The organism is Streptomonospora alba (assembly GCF_000826685.1).
Lineage (GTDB): Bacteria > Actinomycetota > Actinomycetes > Streptosporangiales > Streptosporangiaceae > Streptomonospora > Streptomonospora alba.
In genome coordinates, this window is record NZ_JROO01000063.1 from 1 (window position 1) to 19,386 (window position 19,386).

Here is a 19,386-nt window from a genome sequence, read left to right on the forward strand (position 1 = left end):
CGAGAGGAGGGGCGGCCGCCCGCCGTAGCCTGCGCGGGCGCCGCCATACGCAGATGAACGAGCACACCGAGCCCACCGGTCCCGTACCTGGGGCCGAGCACGCGGCGGCGCCGGTCGGGGCCGCGGCGAGGAGCGCGGACGCCGAGCGCCTGCGCCGGTGGCGGCTGGTCCTCGGCGGCACGGCCGAGTCGGCCTGCGGCGGGCTCGGCGCCGCCGACGGCGGCATGGACGGGGCGCTGGCCGCCCTGTACGACAGGGACGGTCACGGCGGCCAGGGCGGCGCCGGGGGCGGAGGCGGGCGGAACGGCGGCCCGCGCGGCGCGGGCCTGGGCGCCTCGGCCCCGTCCGTGGCCGACTGGCTGAGCGACATCCGCCGCTACTTCCCCTCCAGCGTGGTGCAGGTGATGCAGACCGACGCCATGGAGCGGCTGGGCCTGCGGCGGATGCTGATGGAGCCGGAGACGCTGGAGGCGGTGGAGCCCGACGTCCACCTCGTCGGCGCGCTGCTCTCCCTCAGCGAGGTCATGCCCGAGGCGGCGCGGGAGTCGGCGCGCGCTGTGGTGCGCCGCGTGGTGGAGGACCTGGAGCGGCGCCTGGCTCAGCGCACCCGTTCGGTCGTGCAGGGGGCGCTGGACCGCTCGGCACGCACCCGCCGACCGAGGCGGGTCGCCGACATCGACTGGGACCGCACCATCCGCCGCAACCTGGCCCATTACCTGCCCGAGTACCGCACCGTCGTGCCCCGGACCCTCGTCGGCTACGCGCGGCGCAGCCGGGGCGTGCAGCGCGACGTCGTGCTGGCCGTCGATCAGAGCGGGTCGATGGCGGAGTCGGTGGTCTACGCGGGCGTCCTCGGTTCGGTGCTGGCCTCGGTCCGCGCCGTGAAGACCTCGATGGTCGTCTTCGACACCTCGGTGGTGGACCTGACCGACAGGATCGGCGACCCGGTCGAGGTGCTCTTCGGCACGCGCCTGGGCGGCGGGACCGACATCAACCGCGCGCTGGCCTACTGCGAGGGGGTGATCGGCCGGCCGCAGGACTCGGTCCTGGTCCTCATCAGCGACCTGCACGAGGGCGGGGTGCGTGCGGAGATGGTGCGCCGCGTCGCGTCCTTGACCGCGTCGGGCGTACAGGTGGTGGTCCTGCTCGCGCTTTCCGACGAGGGCGCGCCGTCCTACAGCCGCGAGAACGCCGCGGCGCTGGCGGCCTTGGGCGTGCCCGCGTTCGCCTGCACCCCCGACCGCTTCCCCGACCTCATGGCCGCCGCCGTCGAGGGCCGCTCGCTGAGCGACTGGGCGCCATCGTGATCCGCCGGCCGCCGCGGCCGGTCGCGCGCCCGCAGGCCTGCGGCCCGACCCGCCCGGTGTGCGGGCCGGTCACATCCAGCGGCGCCACTTGAAGACCACGTACAGGGTCACGCTGATGCCCACCATCACCAGCAGCGCCATCGGGTAGCCCAGCGCCCAGTCGAGCTCGGGCATGTGGTCGAAGTTCATCCCGTAGATGCCGCCGACCAGGCTGGGAGCGAAGAGGATGGCCGCCCAGGCGGAGATCTTCTTGACCTGTTCGCCTTGGAGGTAACTGGCCTCGGTGACGCGGCGCACCTCCTCGTTCTGGGCCTCGCTGACGAGGGTGGCGTTGACGGTGAGGATGCTCTGCAGCATCTCCCGGAAGCCGTCGACGCGCTCGGCGACGGTCGTGGCGTGGTCGGCGACGTCGCGCAGGTAGCGGCGCAGCTCCTCGTCGGCGCCGAACTCCTCGAAGGCGTCGTTGAGCGAGCGCAGCATGGGCAGCAGAGGGCGGGCGGCGCGCTGGAACTCGATGACCTCGCGGGAGAGCTCGTAGATGCGCCGCGACACCGCGATGTCGCCTTGGAAGACCTGGGTCTCGATCTCGTCGATGTCGTTCTGCAGCCCCGCCACGACCGGCGCGTAGCCGTCGACGACGGCGTCGAGGATGGCGTAGAGCACCGCCTCGGACCCGCGCTCCAGCAGCTTGGGGTCGCCCTCCAGGCGGCGGCGCACCGCGGAGAGGTCGGGGGCCTGGTTGTGCCGCACGGTGAGCACGAAGTGCCGGCCCATGAACAGGTGCAGCTCCCCGAAGCGCACCTCCTCGCTGGCGTCCAGGTAGATGGCGGACTTGAGCACGACGAACAGGGTGTCGCCGTAGCGTTCCAGCTTGGGCCGCTGGTGGGCGACGATGGCGTCCTCGACGGCCAGCTCGTGCAGTCCGAACTCCTCGGCGGCGGTCAGCAGCTGGGCGCTGGAGGGGCGCAGCAGGCCGATCCAGACCATGGCGCCCTCGTCGTCAGGGGTGCGCCGGTGCAGCTCGGCCAGGTCCCTGAGCTGGGTGGGCGCCTCCTGGCGCTCGCCGTCGACGTAGACCGCGGCGTCGATGACGCTGTCCTGCACCGGCGGCGCGGGGCCGCCGGTGTCATCGGGCCTGGGGTCCATGGAGTACTCCGGCGGTCGGGGCCGCGTGGCTCTGCGGTGCTGCTGGGTGCCTCGGATCCCGGGGAGCCAAGCCAGCCGATTGCGTTGGGCCATGGGGAAACCCCTCGTCATGGACGTGAGCGGAGGTAGCGGCGCCGGGCGCGCACCGGCCCTGCGCCGCGGCGGAAGCGAGAACGCGGCTTCAGGACGTACTGGGAGGTCGGCCCGTCATCGGCCCCACCTCCCCGGTTCCGCTCAGGTACTCAACGCGCTCTCATGCTACCCGCGCCGCGGGGGTGCGCGGTTGCGGCGCGCTGGGCGCGCGGGACGGCCGTCCCGGCGTTGCCCGACCCGTTTGCGGCGTGGTCCGATGGAGTCCGTGGACACCTCCGAGACGGCCCGCGCGCCCAGCGGCGCACTGGTGCGGCGGGCGCGCGCTGCCGACGCCTCCGCCGTGGACGAGGTGCGGGTGGCGGGTTGGCGTATGCAGGCGGCGCCGGCTGCGGCGCCGGTGCTGCTGTGGGCGCTCAGGGACGACGACGCGGCGCGGGCCTTCTACACGCGCCGGGGCTTCGCCCCTGACGGCGCGGAGCGCGACACCGAACGGGCCGGCCTGGCCCGACCGCGCGAGATCCGGTATCGGCGCCCGGGGCGTGGTGAGCGATGAACGAGCCGCTGTTCGGGGCCGGGCCCGTCACCGTCGCTCCGGGGGCGGTGCACCTGCCCGGATGGCTGAGTGCCGACACCCAGCGCGATCTGGTCCGCCGGTGCCGTGAATGGTCGCGCGGCACCGGCGGGATGGTGCAGCACCGCATGCCGCGCGGCGGCGTGATGAGCGTACGCATGACCGCTCTGGGGTGGTTCTGGGAGCCCTACCGCTACTCGCCCACCCTGCCCGACGGCGCCCCGGTGCCTCCGTTCCCCCCGATCCTGGGCGAACTGGCCCGCGAGGGCGTGACCGCCGCGTTCGGCGCACCGCCCGGGCCCGCCGCTCCGCCCTACGACGTGGCCCTGGTGAACTTCTACGACGCGGACGCCAGGATGGGCATGCACCAGGACCGCGACGAGCAGGCCGACGTGCCGGTGGTCTCGCTGAGTCTGGGAGACACGTGCGTCTTCCGGTTCGGCAACACCCGGACCCGGACGCGCCCCTACACCGACGTGGAGCTGGCCAGCGGCGACCTGTTCGTCTTCGGCGGCCCGGCGCGTATGGCCTACCACGGTGTCCCGCGCACCCGGCCGGGCACGGCGCCGACCGGGCTCGGCATGGAGCAGGGGCGGCTGAACATCACCATCCGCGCCTCAGGCCTGGGGTGAGCCCCGCCGCGGGTGCGCGCGGTCCGCGGGGGCCTGCCGGGACGCTCAGCCGCGGATCAGGTCGCGGAGGTTGACCCACAGCAGCAGGACCACGACCAGTGCGGTCGGCACCAGCAGCGAGATGCGCCAGTCGGCGGCGAAGGCCGCGATGACGCCGGCGATCACCGCCACGATCACCAGCACGAACGCCACGCCGGTCAGGAAGGCCGTGAACTTGCGCCGGGCGATGGCGTCGACCATGGCGAAGGCCAGAACGACGCCGATCATGGCCGGCGCGGTGTAGGTGCCGCCCAGCAGCAGCATGCCGCCCAGGGCGAAGATGAGCAGCGGTGTACTCAGCGCCGCCCACACGTGCAGGAACCGGGTGGTGCTCTGCGCGCCGGAGGCGTAGGGCAGGTGCGGCCGGTGCAGATGCTCGGTCGGTGTGGGGGCGACGGGCCGCTCGCTCTCCAGCGCCTCGCGGCAGGAGTCGCGCTCGTCGGCCATCAGGGCGCGCTGCCGATAGGTGGCCGCCAGTTCGCGCTCGTCGGCGCGGACCCGCTGGTCGTACTCCTCGGCGCGGCTTTGGGAGTGGCTCTGGTGACCGAGGACGAGGCGGGCGGCGGAGATCCGGCGCAGGGCGTCGCGGCGGCGGACGATCTCTGCGTCGGCCTCGGCGATGCGTTCGTCCAGGTCGCCCAGGTGTGCGGTGAGTTGGGCGCGCGCGGCCTTCTCGGTGGGCGAGACCTTCTGCAGGCCCACCCAGGCCAGCGGGTCGGCCCAGGACCAGCGGACGGTGCCGTCGCGCTCATAGCGAGGGCCGCTGGGCGCCCGCTCTCCTTCGAAGAAGTCGCCGGTGTCGCGTCCCCACAGGCCGCGGAAGCCGCGTACCCAGGGGGTGTCGTCGTCGATGGTGTGGGCGCTCCACCCGCGGTCGCCGCCGGGGCCCACCCGCACACCGTCCCCGCGGGCGTAGTCGACGAAGGGCACGCCGATGCCGTGCCGGACGATGGCGCTGTCGCTGCGGAACAGCCGCAGGGTCAGCCGCCGCCACAGGCGCACGATTCCGCGCAGCACCGCGGGGTCGACCTGGATGAGGTAGTCGCCGGGCACCATCTGATGGGAGTGCGAGCCGGCGCCGACGAAGACGACGGGGTGGTCGCCCTCGCGGCGCAGATCCTTGTCGTCCCAGCTGCGGCGCAGGTCGTCACCGTAGTACTCGTGGGAGGAGGCGCCCACCCACGCGGGGCGGTGGCGGCCCTGGGCCTCCTCGACGAGGTAGACGGTGACCTTCTCCCAGTCGGCCTCGTGGTCGTTGACACCGCCGTAGGTGGTGCGCCAGTCGTTCATGGCGTAGAAGAACCAGTACTGCAGTGCGGTGTAGCCGCCCTCGCGCACGACGCGGCCGTAGTAGCTGGCCGGCCTGCCCTCGCCGCCGACCCGGTCTCGGTAGCGGGTGGCTGCCGCGGCGGCGACTCCGCCGGGCACGGCGCCGCGGATGAGCAGGGAGAGCTTCATCAGGATGTCGACGACACGGCCGAGGACGCCGACGGCGGCCAGGCGCCCGCTGCGGGGGATGACGCGGCTGGAGGAGCGGCGGTGGCGACGGGCCTCGGCGCGCAGCGAGGACTCCTGCACGAAGCGCAGGTGCTTGTCGCGGCCGGGCCATTCCCGCTCGGCGCCGGCGAGGCGGTCGAGGGTGAGCTCGCCCGCCGGCACGCACTCGAACTCCTTGCCGTCGCCGTCCTCGCACCACAGGCTGCAGCAGCCTACGTAGGCCTCGACATCGGCCGGGAAGAAGAGCTCGCCGCGGGTGAACACGAGGATCGGTTCGTAGGCGCGCAGAAGTTCACGATCGGTTTTCGTACCCATGATTGTATGCGACCCTAGTGCATCCTCAGCGGGGCCCGCACCGCGCGCACGGCGGGGCTGCGGCCGGGTCCGGCCGTTCGGTTCCCCTCCCCGGCGGGAGCGGCCGCGTGTGCGCGCGGATTACCGGGCTCGCCTGGATCCTGCGCACGGCGCCGCGGCATAGGTTGGAGTGTATGGAGGAGGATCTGATCGCTCCGCTGATGGAGTCCGCCCGCGGGGAGTCGCCGCTGCTCGCCCTGCGCGCCACCGTCGAGCTGCGCCAGGAGGTCGAGCGCCTTGAGGCCATCCAGGTGCGGCGCGCCCGCACCGAGGGCTTCACCTGGAGCGAGATCGCCGTGATCCTGGGCATCAGCAAGCAGGCGGTGCACAAGAAGTACGGGGGCGCGCGCAGGGACAAATGAGCGGTACCGGCCCTCAGCCCACGCGCTCGGGTGTGCGCGCGGGCTCGCCCCCCATGCCCGCGGCGGGCAGGGCCACGGGTTCCGCGGCGTCCGCGCCGGGCACCGCCGCGGGGTCCCGGCGGCGGCGGGGGCGGGCGGCCGGACCGCGGCGGCCGTCTCCGCGGGCGGCGCCGATCCCGGCGGCCACCACCAGCGCCATGCCCGCCACCTGGATCGCGGTCGGCGACTGGCTGATGACGGCCATCCCCATGACCAGGCTGACCCCGGGTTCGAGGCTGGCGAAGGTGGAGAAGGCGGTACGGCTCATGCGCTGCAGCACCACCATCTCCAGCAGGAACGGGATCAAGGGGAAGAGCACCGCGATCGCCAGGGTGATCCCGAGCACCGCCGTCGGCTCGGGCGCCGCCAGGACCTGCGGCACACCCAGCGGAGCGGTGACCGCCGCGCTGACGGCCATCGCCACGGCCAGTCCGTGCACGGCTCGAAACGTGCTGCCCACGCGCTGGGTGAGCACGATGTAGAGGGCGACGCACACCGCTCCGCACAGGCCCAGCCCGACGCCGACCAGGTCGGCCTCGCCCGACCAGGGGCGGGTGAGCAGCAGGACTCCTGCCGCGGCCGCCGCGATCCACACGGCCTCGCGGCGCCGCCGCAGCGCCAGCACGGCCACGGTCAGGGGCCCGAGGAACTCCACCGCGGTGGCGGTGCCCAGATCGACGCGTGCCGTGGCCTCGGAGTAGAACACCATCATCCCCGCGCTGATTGTGCCCAGGATCACCGCCGCACCCAGGTCGCGCCGGGTCGCCGAACGCAGGGCGCGCCACAGGGGGCGCCCGCCCAGAGCCGACAGGATGAGGGCGGCCCACAGCAGGCGCAGCCAGGTCACGCCCAGCGGACCGGCCTCGCTGAACGCCCGCACTGCCAGGGCGCTTCCGGTGTGCAGCACGAACATGCCCGCGAGCAGCAGGACAGTGGGCGGTATCCGCCCCAGGGCAGCACGAACCGCGGTCGAGGAGGAGGTGATCATCCGACCATTGCATTCACCTCGTCTGTTTCTGTCCACGGACCGTTGGCGGATCGATCATGTAGTTTCGGTGGATGGATCTGACACGGCTGCGGCTGCTGGTGGAGCTGGAGCGGCTGGGCACCATGGCGGCGGTCTCGGAGACGACGGGGATGGGCACCTCGGCGGTCTCCAAGCACTTCGCGGTGCTGGAGCGCGAGGCGGGCACGCAGCTGCTGGTGCCCGACGGCAGGCGGGTGCGCCTGACCCCGGCCGGGCACCGGCTGGCCCGCCACGCGGTGGACATCCTGGCGCGCGCGGACGCCGCCCGCGCCGAACTGGCCGGCGAGGGCGAGCCCGTCGGCCAGGTGGACCTGGTCAGCTTCGTCAGCGTCTCCGGCCCCATCGTGCTGCCGGCGGTGCGCCGCCTGCAGTCCGACCACCCCGGCATCGAGGTGCGGCTGATCGAGCACGAGCCTGACGAGGCGCTGGAACTGCTCCAGTCGGGCGCTGTCGACCTCGGTCTGGTCTACGACTACAGCCTGGTGCCGCGGCGCTTTCCCGGCACGCTGACGCTGCGCCCGATCGGCACCGAACCGCTGCTGCTGTCCCAGCCCTCGGGCGGGGCGGCCACCAGCCGCATCATGACCCGTCGGCGGCTGTCCGGCCTGGCCGAGGCCTCGTGGATCGCCAATTCGCGCGGCAGCGACGAGGACGAGCTGGTGCGGCGGATGTGCGCCGGCGCCGGGTTCGCGCCGCGCATCCGGCACCGCATCGACAACCTGGAGATCGTCGAGCAGGTCGTGGCGGCCGGGATGGGCGTGGGCGTCATGCCCAAGCTCGCCGCGGCCGCGCGCCGGGGTGTCGTGCACTCCCCGCTGGGCGAGCTCGGCGGTACCCGACGCATCTCGCTGGCCAGCAGCACCGGCGGCTGGTCGTGGCGCCCCATCGCGCTGCTGGCCCGCTACCTGTGGGACGCCGCGCGCGGGGTGCTGGACGACACCGCGCCGGCGCCGCCCGTCTCCGGCGGTGCGCAACTCGCCGGGGACCCCGAACCGCCGCTGGGCTGAGTCGCGGGCGCCGCCTCGGAGCACGCGGTTCCGGCGGCGGTCGGGGCGCTCAGGCCGCGTCGCCTCCCGAGACCAGCAGCGGGCTCGCCGAGGGCACGGGCACCTTGCTCGCCGCCTCGCGCACCGCGCCCAGCAGCGGCTCGGCGTTGTAGCCGGCGCGGGTCAGGGCGACCACGTGACGGCGGGCGGTGTTGCGCACCGTGCGCACCACAAGATGCGGCGCCGACATCCCGGTCCAGCCCAGCCGCGGCATCAGCGCCATCCCGAGCCCGGCCTGCACCAGCGCGAACACGGCGCTGAACTCGTGGACGGTGTGGGCCACGCGCGGTCGGAACCCGGCCTGGTGGCAGGCGGCGGCCACGCAGTCGTACCACGGCGACCCCGGCGGAGACATGATCCACTCGGCGTCGGCGAGGTCGGCGGCGAGTTCGAGATCGGTGGAGGCGGCCAAGGGGTGGTGGTAGGGCAGTACGGCGTCGAAGGGCTCGACCATGATCGGGTCGATCCGGAACTCGCCGGTGCCGTTGGGCGGCAGGTCGTCCGAGGACATGGTGATGGCGATGTCCAGCTCTCCCGAGCGCAGCATCTCGGTCGCCCGGTCGGGCTCGGCCTGCACGATCTCGAAGCGCCAACCGGGGTGGGTGCTGCGCAGCGCGGCCACCGCCGGGCCCACGAGGTCGGAGATCCCGGTGGCGAAGGAGCCGACGCGGGCCGAGCCCATCCGGCCCTCGGCGTACTCGGCGAGATCGGCCTGGGCGCGCTCCATCTCCGCGAATATGACGTCGGCGTGCTCGATCAGCAGGCGGGCGGCGCCGGTGAGGATGAACCTGCGCCCCTGCCGTTCGACGAGGGTGACGCCGGTCTCCTTGGCCAGTGCGGCCAGCTGCTGGGAGACCGCCGAAGGGGTCACACCCAGCGACTCCGCCGCGCCGGCGACCGTCTGGTGACGGCCCAGTGCCTGCAGGAGCTGCAACCGGCGCACATCGATCATGGTGCCAATGTAATCCGCCGGAAACACCTCTCCGGGGCTCTGCGACCTGCGCAGGACGGCCCGTCGGCGTGATCTCGTGCACACAGGCCCACGGCGCCGCTTTCACGTGCGGCGCGGCCTCAGCTCGCCGGTCCCACGCGGCGCAGCTCGGTCACCAGGCGCTCGACGACGGGCACGGCCACACCCGCTCGCTGGGCCGCGCGCATCAGCGCCCCGCCCAGCGCGTCGACCTCCATGGGCCGGCCGGCTTCGCGGTCCCGCAGCATCGAGGGCTTGGTGGGGCCCGGTGCGGCGTCGAACATCTGCACGACGTGCGCGGTGTCCAGGCTGACGCCGTCGGCGGCGGCCACCGCGGCGGTCTCCTCGGCGACGCCGATCATGTCGTCGCGGCGCTCGGTGCGCGCGGTGCCCAGGTCGGCTCGATGGTGCGTGCACACCAGCGCGGTGGCCAGCAGGAACTGGTATTTGCGCCACAGGACGGCATCCTCGTCGTCGCTGAGCCGCACCTGCAGTCCGGCCGAGCGCAGCGCCGCGGCCAGGCCCTCGACTCGCGCGCGCGGCGCGCCGGAGTAGGCGATGTCCAGTGCGGCGAACGGGCTGGACTGGACGATGCGGCCGGGCTCCGTGCGGGTGGACTCCACGCGGATGGCGGCTCCCAGCACATGGGCGCCGGGATAGTACGACCGCAGCAGGTCCAGGTGCTCGTACCCGTTGAGCAGCGGCACCACGAGCGCGTCATCGACCAGGGACGGGGCCACCCGCTTGAGGGCGGCCTCCAGCGCCGTCGCCTTGGGGGCGACCACCAGCACGTCGGCGGGCTCGGCGGCCGCCGGCACGGCGGGCACCTCGGCCCGGAAGTCGCCGAGGACGGCGGATTCGACGTGCAGGCCGTGCTCGGCGATGTGGGCGGCGGTGGGCTCGGTGGCGACCACGGTCACGTCGCGCCCGTCGCGTGCGAGCGCACCCGCCAGCAGCCCGCCGACGCCGCCGGGGGCCAGAACGGTGATGCGGCCGGGGCCGTCCGCGGTGCCGGAGTCGGTGGTGTGCGCAGGCATACGGAGGGTCGCCTTCCTCGTCGAACGGCCGGCGGACGCCGCGGGGGTCGCCTCGCCGCAGGAGCAGCAGACGACCATTCTCGCCCATGTTGCGCAGAGCCGCGCGAAGGGTAGCCGTGCCCGCGACGGTTGTGGACGCCGGCCCGCGGGGGCGGTCGGCGTCCACGACCGCGGAAGCCGAAAGTGAAGATCGTCGGATCTTTCTCGATCGTCACGACACCGACACCTTTTCCTCGTGTCGTGACGGCAGTCGGCGTACCGGCGACGTACTCTCGAAATACAGCCCACCTCGCCGATTGGTCTGCACCAGTGCAGCGGGTCCGGCGAGACCGGGGTGCGCGGACGTTTTTGAGAACGGGTGGAAAGAATATGGAAACTTCGTTGGCGACCAAACCACGCGGTGGAGTTCCGGCACTGCGCTTCCGGTACCTGAGCCCTGCCGACGTAGACGAGCTCGCCGACCTGTGGGCGGCGCTGCACGAGCGGCACAGGTCCACGGCACCGCACCTCGAAGACATCATCACCCGGGTGAACGCCGACGAGTCCTGGCGCCGTCGCAGGGCGCAGTACCTGGCGTGGTTGAACGAGCCCGAGACGCTCGCCCTGGTGGCCGAGCGCGGGGGCGAGTCGGTCGGCTACGCCATGGTGACCGTCCGCGACAATCAGCAGGGATCCTGGGACCGCGGCTCCCGCGTCGCCGTCGTGCAGACTCTGGCCGTCCACCCCGACCACACCGCCACGGGCGTGGGGTCGGGCCTGCTGGACGAGCTGCGCCGCCAGGTCGGCGCCATGGGCATCCTCGATCTCGAACTCACGGCTCTGGCCACCAGCTCCGAGGACATCCGCTTCTTCGAGCAGGAGGGCTTCCGCCCCTTCGTGACCACGATGGTCAGCCGCATCGGCGGCTTCGGCGGCCACGACTAGCCCCGGTTCGGGTGATCGCCGGATGCGCACGCAGCGCCCCCGGCGAGAACAACGAGGTCGGCGGGTGCTGTTTCCGTTGATCTTGTACCTACGGTCACTGTGAACGATCACATGTGCCCGTAGGTACAAGATCAACGCTGATGCGCGGGGCGGCCGACGGGGACCGCCGGGGCGGCGCGGGCGCCCGGCCGACCGGGGCCGGTCCCGCCTCGCCCGTGCGCGCCCGAGGTGCCGCCCCGGCGGCCGCTGGGCACTAGGCTCGGCTCTGTGGCAGCAAGCGACGCGAACACCTGCAATTTCCCCGGTTGCTCACGCTCGGTACCGCGCAGCTCCTCGCCCGGGCGGCCGCCGCAGTACTGCGATCTGCCCGAGCACACCCGCTGGCGGGCCTGGCGCGAGCGCCAGCGCCTGGAGCAGGAGACGGCCGAGGGCGCGGCCGAGGAGTCGCGCGCGGAGCCCGCAGCCGGCGCGGACGCGCCCTCGGCCACCGGGTCGGCTCCCGTTACGGACGCGCGGCTGCGCGCCGAGGACCTGCTGACCCGCTTCTCGGTGCAGGCCGAGCAGCTCGCGGCGACGCTGGGGTCCGCCCGCGACGCCTTCGCCACGATGACCGATCCCGCCAGCGTGGAGGCGCAGGTCGAGGCGGCGCGCATCGACGCCGCACGCCGGGTGGCCGAGGCCGAGTCGGCCCGGCTGGAGGCGGACAACCGCCGCCGGGCCGCCGAGCAGGCGCGCACCTCCGCCGAGGACGCTGCGGCGTCGGCGATCTCCGCCGCGGGCGCGGCCGAGCGCATGGCCGACGAGTCCATCGGCCGGCGCCAGGCCGCGCTGGCCGAGCGCGACCGCGCCGTCGGGGACGCCGAGCGCGCCGGCACCGAGCGCGACGCCGCCCGCGCGGAGTACGAGGCGGGCCTCGCCGAGGCCCAGCACCGCATCGACGCGGCGGAGCGCGCGGCCGCCGAACACATCGAGACCGAGCGCCGGCGGGCGGAGGCCGAACTGGCCGAGGTACGCGAGCGTGCACGCGCCCAGGAAGCCGAACTGCAGGACCGCCTGGCCGAACAGCGCCGCGCCGCGGAGGAGGCCGACCGGCGGGCCGAGGAGGAGCGGCGCGCAACCGAGCGCGCCGAGGCGGAGGCCGCTGAGCTGCGCGGCCGCGTCGACAGCCTCGCGGGCGAGCGCGACCGGCTCGCCGAGGCACTGGAGCGGGCCCGCGGCGCCGCAGAGGAGGAGCGCGCCCACCACCGCGCCGAAACCTCCCGCCAGCAGGCCGCGGCCGCCGACGCCCTGGCCGAGGCCAAGCAGGACGCCGCCGCACGGCTGGCCGCCGTGGACGACGCGCGCGCCCAGGCGCTGCATCGCGCCGAGCGCGCAGAGGCGCAGCTGGACGAGGTGCTGGCCGACGTGAAGCGCCTGCGCGCACTGGTCCCGGCCGAGCCCGCGTCCGCGCCGGAGGCCTCCGCCGGGGACTCCGCCGAGGACACCGGCTGAGCGCTGTAGCCGAGCCCGGGACGCGGGCCGTCAGGCCGCACCGGAGGCCGCGCCTTCGACCGGCGGCGGTGCCGGCGGATCCGGCCGGAACGGCGTACGCACCCCGGCGTCTCGCACACCGTCGCTGCGGCACACCGGCTCGGGCCCCGGCGCCCGGCGCGGCGAATGTCGGAGGAGGCCGACCCCGGGGAGGGCGCCTGGCACTAGAGTTTGGTCTAGACCTCTGCCCCCGCACCGGGGGCAGCGACCCGGGACGCGCAGAGAAGAGGGCGGATCCATGACACAGCTGGTCGACGTCAGCCACCAGATCGCGGCGGGAATGACCACCTATCCCGGCCTGCCCGGGCCGGTCATCGACGAGCACCTGTCCTTCGAGGACTCGCACGCGACCTACGCCCAAGGCACCGAGTTCACCATCGGCCGGATATCCCTCGTCTCCAACACCGGCACCTACCTCGACACCCCCGCCCACCGCTACCGGGACGGCGCCGACCTCGCCGATCTGGAACTGGAGAAGGTCGCCGACCTGCCGGGCACGGTGATCGACCGGCGCGACAGCGACGAGCGCGCGATCACCGCCGACGCCGTCAAGGGCCTCGACGTAGCTGGCCGCGCGGTGCTGCTGCGTACCGGCTGGGACCGGCACTGGCGCTCCGAGCAGTACGGTTCGCCCGAGCACCCCTACCTGACCGCCGACGCCGCGCGCGCCCTGGCCGACGCGGGCGCCGCGCTCGTGGGCATCGACTCGGTCAACATCGACGACACCTCGCCGCAGAGCCAGGGGTCCCGCCCGGTGCACTCGCTGCTGCTGGCCGCGGGCATCCCGGTGGTCGAGCACCTGTGCCTGCTGGACCGGCTGCCCACGACGGGATTCGCCTTCTTCGCCGTCCCGGTGAAGATCCGCGGCATGGCGACCTTCCCGGTGCGGGCCTTCGCCGTCGTGGAGTAGGGCGCCCGGCGGCCCGGCGGCGGACGCAGCCGCGGGGCCGCCGCCCGCCGACTCACAGGTCGGCGTCGACCTCCTCCTGGGCACGGCGGTGCTCGCGCTGGGCACGGCGCTCACGCTCGCGTTCCGCGGTGCGTTCGTCCTGGGCCACGGCGGTACGCGTCGCCGACGACAGGGCGCGCAGCTCCATGTTGATGCGCGGGTAGTCCACCAGCCGGGGCAGCGCGCCCAGCCGCGGTGTGCGCCGGTCCTGCAGAGCCGAGATCAGCTCGTCGAAGGCCAGGTCGAGCCGCTGCAGCGTGATCTGCGAGGCGGGCGGCGGCTTTTCCAGGGCAAGCGCCGCCAGTGCCAGGTACCCGGCGCGCTGCGCGGCCACCACGACCGGCCACAGCGGCCGGGTGGTGTTGGCGCGCGGAACGTCGCCGATCGCGCTGTCATAGACGCCGCGCAGGCTCACCAGGGCGGAGCGCAGGTCACGGCGCAGCCGGTAGGTGCGGGCCGGGCTCGGTTCCTCTTCGGGGTCGAGGACCGCGAGCAGCACCGTGCGGGTGGTGTCCAGCACCTCGACGATGGTCTGGGGCAGCCGGGCAGCGGCCGCGCGCCGCCACAGCAGCACGGCGCCGGCCATTCCGGCCAGCGACCCCAGCACGGTGTCGAGGATGCGCGCCTCGGCGAGCTGCTCGACCGGGTGGGGCGCGGCCGTGTGCGCGAGGATGAGCGCCATGGGCGTGAGGAAGATGCTGGCGTAGAAGAAGTTGCGCGACACCACGAGCTGCGTGAGACCCATGAAGCAGGCGGCCATCGGGATACTGGCAGCCAGCGGCAGCGGCGCGCTCAGCAGCAGCGCGCCGATCACCACGCCGATCAGGGTCCCCAGCGCGCGCTGGACGGAGCGGTTCACCGTCAGCACGACGTTGCCGGCCTGCAGCACCGCCGTCGCGGTGATCGAGATCCAGTAGAAGCGGTCGATGCCCAGCGCCAGCCCGACGACTCCGGCCACGGCCACGGTGATTCCCATGCGCAGGGCGGTCGGACGGATCAGCGACCCGGCGGTCAGGCTGGAGCGCAGCGACTGCAGCAGCGGCGGGTAAGGGGCGTCGTGCAGCTCCAGCCCGGGCCCCTCGGGTTCGTGCTCCCTGCGCCGCGCCGCCTGGGCGGCCCGGGCGAGCCGGCTGTAGAGGCGGCCCTCCAGCGATCGGGGGCGCAGCCCCTTGCGCAGCTCGTCCAGATCGGCTTCGTCGGGTGTCTGCTCCGGTTTGCTCACCGCGGTGGCGAGGGCATCGGCGAAGTCCGCGGCCACCGCCGGCAGGCGGTCGGTGCGCGACAGCGACACGTCGGTGGCGGCCAGATGGATGTCGGAGACCCAGCGCAGCAGCGCGCGCAGCCGCGCCGCCGAGGGGCTGTCACGGTAGCCGCGGCTCTGGCTGAGCAGGACGATGCGCCAGGCCTTGGCGACGGCGATCGACGCGTCGTGCTGCACGTGGTCCAGGCGCGGGGTGCCGATCGCCCGCAGCAGGGCCGCCAGCTGCCGGAACGCGTCGGCGACGGCGCGGTGCTCGGGGTGGCGGCCGCGCATCAGGCCCTCGGCCATCGACACGACCCAGCCCACGGCCGCGCCCAGCGCGGCGACCAGCGCATGCAGCGGCACCTCGCCCGGACCGCCCGGGACGATGGTGGAGATCGCGCACACCAGCACGAAGAACAGGGGGCCCGGCCGGTCCACGCGCAGCGCCTGGCACAGCCAGGTGACCACACCGGCGACCACGCCGATGGAAACGGCCGCGACCCAGGGGTCGAACGCGGCCAGCGATCCGATGGAGACGCAGGCCACGAACCCGAGTCCGACCAGCGCGAGCGCGACGGCGCGGTAGCGGTAGGGGGTCTCCCGCTCGTAGAGCACCGTCATCGAGCCCAGGGCCGCCAGCGTGGCCACCCGCGGGTCGAACAGCAGGACGGCCAGCCCGAAGGACGACGACATGGCCACAGCGGCCTTCAGCGCGATGCTCCAGGCCCAGCCGCCGGAGGCCAGGCCGAACAGCGCCGTGAGGTCCACACGCTGGCGCGGTCGGTCGGCGACGCGGGCGCGCACACGGGTCGGCGGGTTCCAGATGGGCTCGCTCGGAGTCGGATCGTCCGACTCGCCGCTCGCCTTCGCCCCCTCGTCGTGCACGGTCCCCATGGTAGAGGGCTGCGGCGATGCCGGGTGTCTCCCCGGGGGGTGTGCGGGCTCCGCCGCGGGCGGCACCCGCGCGCCCGTGCCCGATGCGCGGCGCGCCGTCCGGCAGGGCACCGCGCAGGGGGACCGTGGCGCGTCGAGCGCGCCCCGACGGGCGGCGGCGCGGACGGCGGGGGCCTCCCCCTGCCGACCGGTGCCCGGCACCGATAAGCTCAGGCCGTCGGCACCGCGCCGAGGCCCCCGCCCTGCCCGCACAGGCACCGCCCCCGCTTCGCGAAAGAGGACACCAGCCGTGGAGCTGTACGCAGCCGCCAAGTCGGTCATCGCGCCCGCCACCCGGGCGGTCTGGCCCGTGCACGCGGAGGGCATGCACCACATCCCCGCCCAGGGCCCGGTCATCCTCGCGGCCAACCACCTGTCCAACATCGACCCTCTGTTCATCGGCGTGGCCGTGCCTCGGCAGGTGACCTTCATCGCCAAGCGGGAGCTGTTCGCCGAAGGCAACATCGCCCAGCGCACCTTCACCCGCGCACTGCGCGCCATCGGCCAGTTGGCCGTGGACCGCAGCCCCGGGCAGACCTCACAGGCGGCCATGGAGGAGAGCCTGAAGATCCTCGACGAGGGATCCGCGTTCGGGATCTTCCCGGAAGGCACCCGCTCCCCCGACGGCCGCCTCTACCGCGGTCAGACCGGGATCGCGTGGCTGGCTCTGGCCTCGGGCGCGCCGGTGGTACCGATGGCGCTGGCGGGAACCGACCGCATCCTTCCGCACGGGCGCCGCGTGCCGGCGCTGCGCAGGATCGGCATTCGGGTGGGCCCGCCCGTGGACCTGTCCGCCTGGCTCGGCGAACAGGGCAGAGCGCGCTCGCGCCGGGCGGCCACGGACGCGATCATGGCCGCCGTCCAGCGCCTGTCGGGCCAGGAGTCGGTGCCGCGCTACGCGGCGTCGGTCAAGGCCGAACTCGAGCAGGGCGCCGGCTCGTCTTGAGCCGCACGGGTGCGCCGTCCGCGCCCCCGCCGGCGGCCGCGCCGCAGCGGCCCGTCCCGGCTGCGGGCCGCCTCGCCGTACGTGCGCTCCGCGTGGCGTCGCCCGCTGCCGCCGGGTGTGCGGGTCACGCGGGCCCGCCTGCGGCTCCGCCGCCCGTGCCGCCGTCCGGTGGCCGCGGCCACAGCGCTGAGCGTCCCGGCCGCCACGGCGTGAGGTAATCCACAGCCCGGCCCGGCTTAGTGCGGGGCCCGCCGGTGTTGACCTTGAACAGGGCCTCGGGCCCCCGCTGACGTGGGCGGACGTCGACAGCAACGGACCGTCTGCACGGGATGCGCCGCGCAGGGGCGGTTGCCTATCTTCGAAGTCGGTTTAGTAGGCTTTATCTGCGGAAGATAGAATTAGGTTAGCCTAACCTCGTCAAGCGCGCCCGGGTGATCGCGCCGCGGTCCCGAGCAGACGCGACCTATGGAGATGTGCCAATGACGCGACCACTGCGCGTGGGAATCGTGGGGTCCGGACCCGCCGGTATCTACGCGGCCGACCTGCTGACCAAGGACGAAACGCTGGCCGCGTCCGAGACGCCGGTCAGCATCGACGTACTCGACCGGCTTCCCACCCCCTACGGCTTGGTCCGCTACGGCGTGGCTCCCGACCACCCGCGCATCAAGCAGATCCAGAGCGCCCTGCACAAAGTCCTGGACAAGCCAGCGATCCGCTTCCTGGGCAATGTCGAATACGGCCGCGATCTCAAGCTTGAGGACCTGCGCCGCCACTACGACGCCGTAATCTTCGCCACCGGCTCCGACCGCGACCGCCCCCTGGCCATCCCCGGAATCGACCTGCCCGGCTCCTACGGCGCCGCCGACTTCGTCTCCTGGTACGACAGCCACCCCGACGTCGGCCCCGGGTGGCGGGTCGACGGCACCGCAGCCGCGGTGATCGGCGCCGGAAACGTCGCCGTGGACGTCGCCCGCATGCTGGCCAAGGACGCCGACGACCTCCTCGCCACCGACGTCACCGACAACGTCCACAGCTCGCTGGCCGCCAAGCAGGTCACCGACGTGCACGTATTCGCCCGCCGCGGCATCGCCCAGGCCAAGTTCACGCCGATGGAACTGCGCGAACTGGACAAGCAGCCCGGCGTCGAGGTCGTGGTCGATCCTGAGGACTTCGACCTGTGCGAGGCCAGCATGGCCGCGATCGAGGAGTCCAACCAGGTCAAGACCAACGTCAAGATCCTGCAGAACTGGGCCATCCGCGACCCCCGCGGCGAGCCGCGGCGGCTGCACCTGCACTTCCTGCACCGGCCCGCCGAGGTTCTGGGCGAGGGCCGCGTGACCGGGCTGCGTACCGAACGGATGGCACTGACCGGCGACGGCGACGTACGCGGCACCGGCGAGTACGTCGACCACGAGGTGCAGACCGTCTACCGCGCGGTGGGCTACCTCGGCTCACCGCTGGCCGACCTCTCCTTCGACGATGAGCGCGGTGTCGTGCCCAACGAGGGCGGCCGGGTGCTCGACCTCGACGAGCGGCCCGTCCCCGGCGTCTACGCGACCGGCTGGATCAAGCGCGGACCGGTGGGCCTCATCGGCCACACCAAGGGCGACGCCCTGGAGACCGTCACCAATCTCGTCGCCGATCGCGACGCCCTGGCGCCGGCGGCCGAGCCGGAACCCGAGGCGTTCCTGCACCTGCTGGAGGAGCGCGGAATCGCCTACACCACCTGGGACGGCTGGCAGCGCCTGGAGGCGCATGAGGAGTCGCTGGGGGGCGCCCACGGGCGGAAGCGGATCAAGGTGCGCTCGCGCGACGACATGACGCGCATCGCCCGCTCCGAGGAGTCCGCCGCGGCCGGGCTCGCCTGAATTCCGACCGACCCGGTGTGATGTGGATTACCGCCCCCGTTCCCCGCCCATGGGGAACACAGGGGCGCCGCGATGGGTTACAGTCGCCAGTGGTCGGTGTGGTAGCAAGTGTCCCCCGGGCCTCACCTATTGCCTTCGCGGAATACCGCGTGCGGCGTCCGCTCGCCGGGCGGCCGTACGGACTTCGGAGCCGCGTTGTGCCGCGCGCCGAGAGGCGACCGCCACACCGGCCACCCACCCTCTTCCCCGCCCCGCACTTCTGCCCAGGAAGGCGGGGCGGCGTTGTTCGGAAGGACGAAAGCCCCCGTGGAAGACGATCGGCGCCCCTCGGGGCCGGGTGACCCCTCCTCCCCCGCCTCGCCCGGCCAGTACGACGACCATGCCGACAGCCCGGAGCCGGGCGCGACGACGCACGACGCGGCCCCCGACTCCGGCGCCGGTGGGCAGCAGTCCTCCGTCCCCGCATCCGAGCCGCGGCGGGCCGGTTTCGGCGACGACGGCACAGCGCGCGAGCCCGGCACCGCGCCCGGCCCCGAATCGCAGGCGCCGGGAACGACCGGGTGGCGGCCCGCCTCGCCTTCGTCTCCCTACACCATCCCGACCGCCGCCTCGCAGGCACCGAGCACCGACGACGCGTCCTGGCAGCAGTCCCAGCCCGCCGGCGACCCCTTCACCGCCGCCGCAGGCGGATACCCCTATACCCGGGAACCGTCCTCCCCCGCCCCTGAGGCCCCCCTCGACGACACCGCGTCCACCGGCGACGCACCCGGCTACGGCGGCGCCGAGCCCAGCGGGCACCCCCACTACGACGGCGACCCCTCCACCACCGGCGGATACACCTACGGCAGCACGTCGACCGTCTACAACGACACA

16 protein-coding genes and 1 pseudogene are annotated in these 19,386 nt (G+C 73.7%); 11 read left to right on the forward strand and 6 right to left on the reverse strand.

All coding sequences use genetic code 11. The annotated features are described in order from the left end of the window. The first annotated feature begins 149 nt into the window (after positions 1-149). Positions 150-1,307 (forward strand): VWA domain-containing protein, encoded by a 1,158-nt coding sequence (locus LP52_RS24580; protein WP_040276810.1) that lies wholly within the window; start codon positions 150-152, stop codon positions 1,305-1,307. 69 nt (positions 1,308-1,376) lie between these two features. Here LP52_RS24580 and LP52_RS24585 read toward each other — a convergent pair whose 3' ends face one another. Next, positions 1,377-2,546, reverse strand: a complete 1,170-nt coding sequence (locus tag LP52_RS24585; protein ID WP_040276796.1) for a magnesium and cobalt transport protein CorA — start codon at positions 2,544-2,546, stop codon at positions 1,377-1,379. 265 nt (positions 2,547-2,811) lie between these two features. On the opposite strand from LP52_RS24585, the gene LP52_RS28110 reads away from it, so the two are divergent. Together LP52_RS28110 and LP52_RS24595 are read left to right on the forward strand one after the other, a co-directional pair. Then, entirely contained in the window at positions 2,812-3,099 is a 288-nt protein-coding gene (locus LP52_RS28110; protein WP_157036470.1) for a hypothetical protein, read from the forward strand. Continuing rightward, positions 3,096-3,749 carry an alpha-ketoglutarate-dependent dioxygenase AlkB family protein gene (locus tag LP52_RS24595; RefSeq protein WP_040276798.1) on the forward strand — a complete coding sequence of 218 codons (654 nt, stop codon included), beginning with the start codon at positions 3,096-3,098 and terminating at the stop codon, positions 3,747-3,749. Before LP52_RS28110 ends, LP52_RS24595 begins: the two co-directional genes overlap by 4 nt. A gap of 45 nt (positions 3,750-3,794) precedes the next feature. Here the strand turns inward: LP52_RS24595 and LP52_RS24600 are convergent, their stop codons facing one another. After that, complete coding sequence (locus LP52_RS24600; RefSeq protein WP_040276799.1) at positions 3,795-5,600, reverse strand: hypothetical protein; 1,806 nt, start codon at positions 5,598-5,600, stop codon at positions 3,795-3,797. A 173-nt stretch (positions 5,601-5,773) separates the two neighbouring features. On the opposite strand from LP52_RS24600, the gene LP52_RS24605 reads away from it, so the two are divergent. After that, entirely contained in the window at positions 5,774-6,001 is a 228-nt protein-coding gene (locus LP52_RS24605) for a hypothetical protein (protein WP_040276800.1), read from the forward strand. A gap of 13 nt (positions 6,002-6,014) precedes the next feature. On the opposite strand, the gene LP52_RS24610 is transcribed toward LP52_RS24605, so the two are convergent. Then, on the reverse strand, positions 6,015-7,028 hold the full coding sequence (locus LP52_RS24610) for an EamA family transporter (protein ID WP_040276801.1): 1,014 nt from the start codon (positions 7,026-7,028) through the stop codon (positions 6,015-6,017). A 71-nt stretch (positions 7,029-7,099) separates the two neighbouring features. Here LP52_RS24610 and LP52_RS24615 point away from each other — a divergent pair, with 71 nt between their 5' ends. Next, positions 7,100-8,074 (forward strand): LysR substrate-binding domain-containing protein, encoded by a 975-nt coding sequence (locus tag LP52_RS24615; RefSeq protein WP_040276802.1) that lies wholly within the window; start codon positions 7,100-7,102, stop codon positions 8,072-8,074. A 49-nt stretch (positions 8,075-8,123) separates the two neighbouring features. Here the strand turns inward: LP52_RS24615 and LP52_RS24620 are convergent, their stop codons facing one another. Next, complete coding sequence (locus tag LP52_RS24620; RefSeq protein ID WP_040276803.1) at positions 8,124-9,065, reverse strand: LysR family transcriptional regulator; 942 nt, start codon at positions 9,063-9,065, stop codon at positions 8,124-8,126. Between the two features lie 119 nt (positions 9,066-9,184). Further along, the gene (locus tag LP52_RS24625; protein WP_040276804.1) at positions 9,185-10,120 is read right to left on the reverse strand and encodes a ketopantoate reductase family protein; all 936 of its coding nucleotides are present in this window, start codon (positions 10,118-10,120) and stop codon (positions 9,185-9,187) included. A gap of 369 nt (positions 10,121-10,489) precedes the next feature. Between LP52_RS24625 and LP52_RS24630 the strand changes: the two genes are divergently transcribed. From LP52_RS24630 to LP52_RS24640, 3 genes are all read left to right on the forward strand, one after another. After that, positions 10,490-11,044: a GNAT family N-acetyltransferase gene (locus LP52_RS24630; protein ID WP_040276805.1), complete on the forward strand. Its 555-nt coding sequence runs from the start codon at positions 10,490-10,492 to the stop codon at positions 11,042-11,044. Positions 11,045-11,311: 267 nt separating this feature from the next. Next, positions 11,312-12,535, forward strand: a complete 1,224-nt coding sequence (locus tag LP52_RS24635; RefSeq protein WP_040276806.1) for a coiled-coil domain-containing protein — start codon at positions 11,312-11,314, stop codon at positions 12,533-12,535. 277 nt (positions 12,536-12,812) lie between these two features. Next, positions 12,813-13,484: a cyclase family protein gene (locus LP52_RS24640; protein WP_040276807.1), complete on the forward strand. Its 672-nt coding sequence runs from the start codon at positions 12,813-12,815 to the stop codon at positions 13,482-13,484. A gap of 52 nt (positions 13,485-13,536) precedes the next feature. On the opposite strand, the gene LP52_RS24645 is transcribed toward LP52_RS24640, so the two are convergent. Next, positions 13,537-15,660 carry an FUSC family protein gene (locus LP52_RS24645; RefSeq protein ID WP_084723470.1) on the reverse strand — a complete coding sequence of 708 codons (2,124 nt, stop codon included), beginning with the start codon at positions 15,658-15,660 and terminating at the stop codon, positions 13,537-13,539. A 289-nt stretch (positions 15,661-15,949) separates the two neighbouring features. Here LP52_RS24645 and LP52_RS24650 point away from each other — a divergent pair, with 289 nt between their 5' ends. From LP52_RS24650 to LP52_RS24660, 3 genes and pseudogenes are all read left to right on the forward strand, one after another. Continuing rightward, the gene (locus LP52_RS24650; RefSeq protein WP_040276808.1) at positions 15,950-16,645 is read left to right on the forward strand and encodes a lysophospholipid acyltransferase family protein; all 696 of its coding nucleotides are present in this window, start codon (positions 15,950-15,952) and stop codon (positions 16,643-16,645) included. Between the two features lie 497 nt (positions 16,646-17,142). After that, positions 17,143-18,513, forward strand: coding sequence for an FAD-dependent oxidoreductase (locus LP52_RS24655; RefSeq protein WP_040276812.1), 1,371 nt, complete (start codon positions 17,143-17,145; stop codon positions 18,511-18,513). A 306-nt stretch (positions 18,514-18,819) separates the two neighbouring features. Beyond that, positions 18,820-19,386, forward strand: a pseudogene (locus LP52_RS24660) (hypothetical protein); the annotation flags it as partial.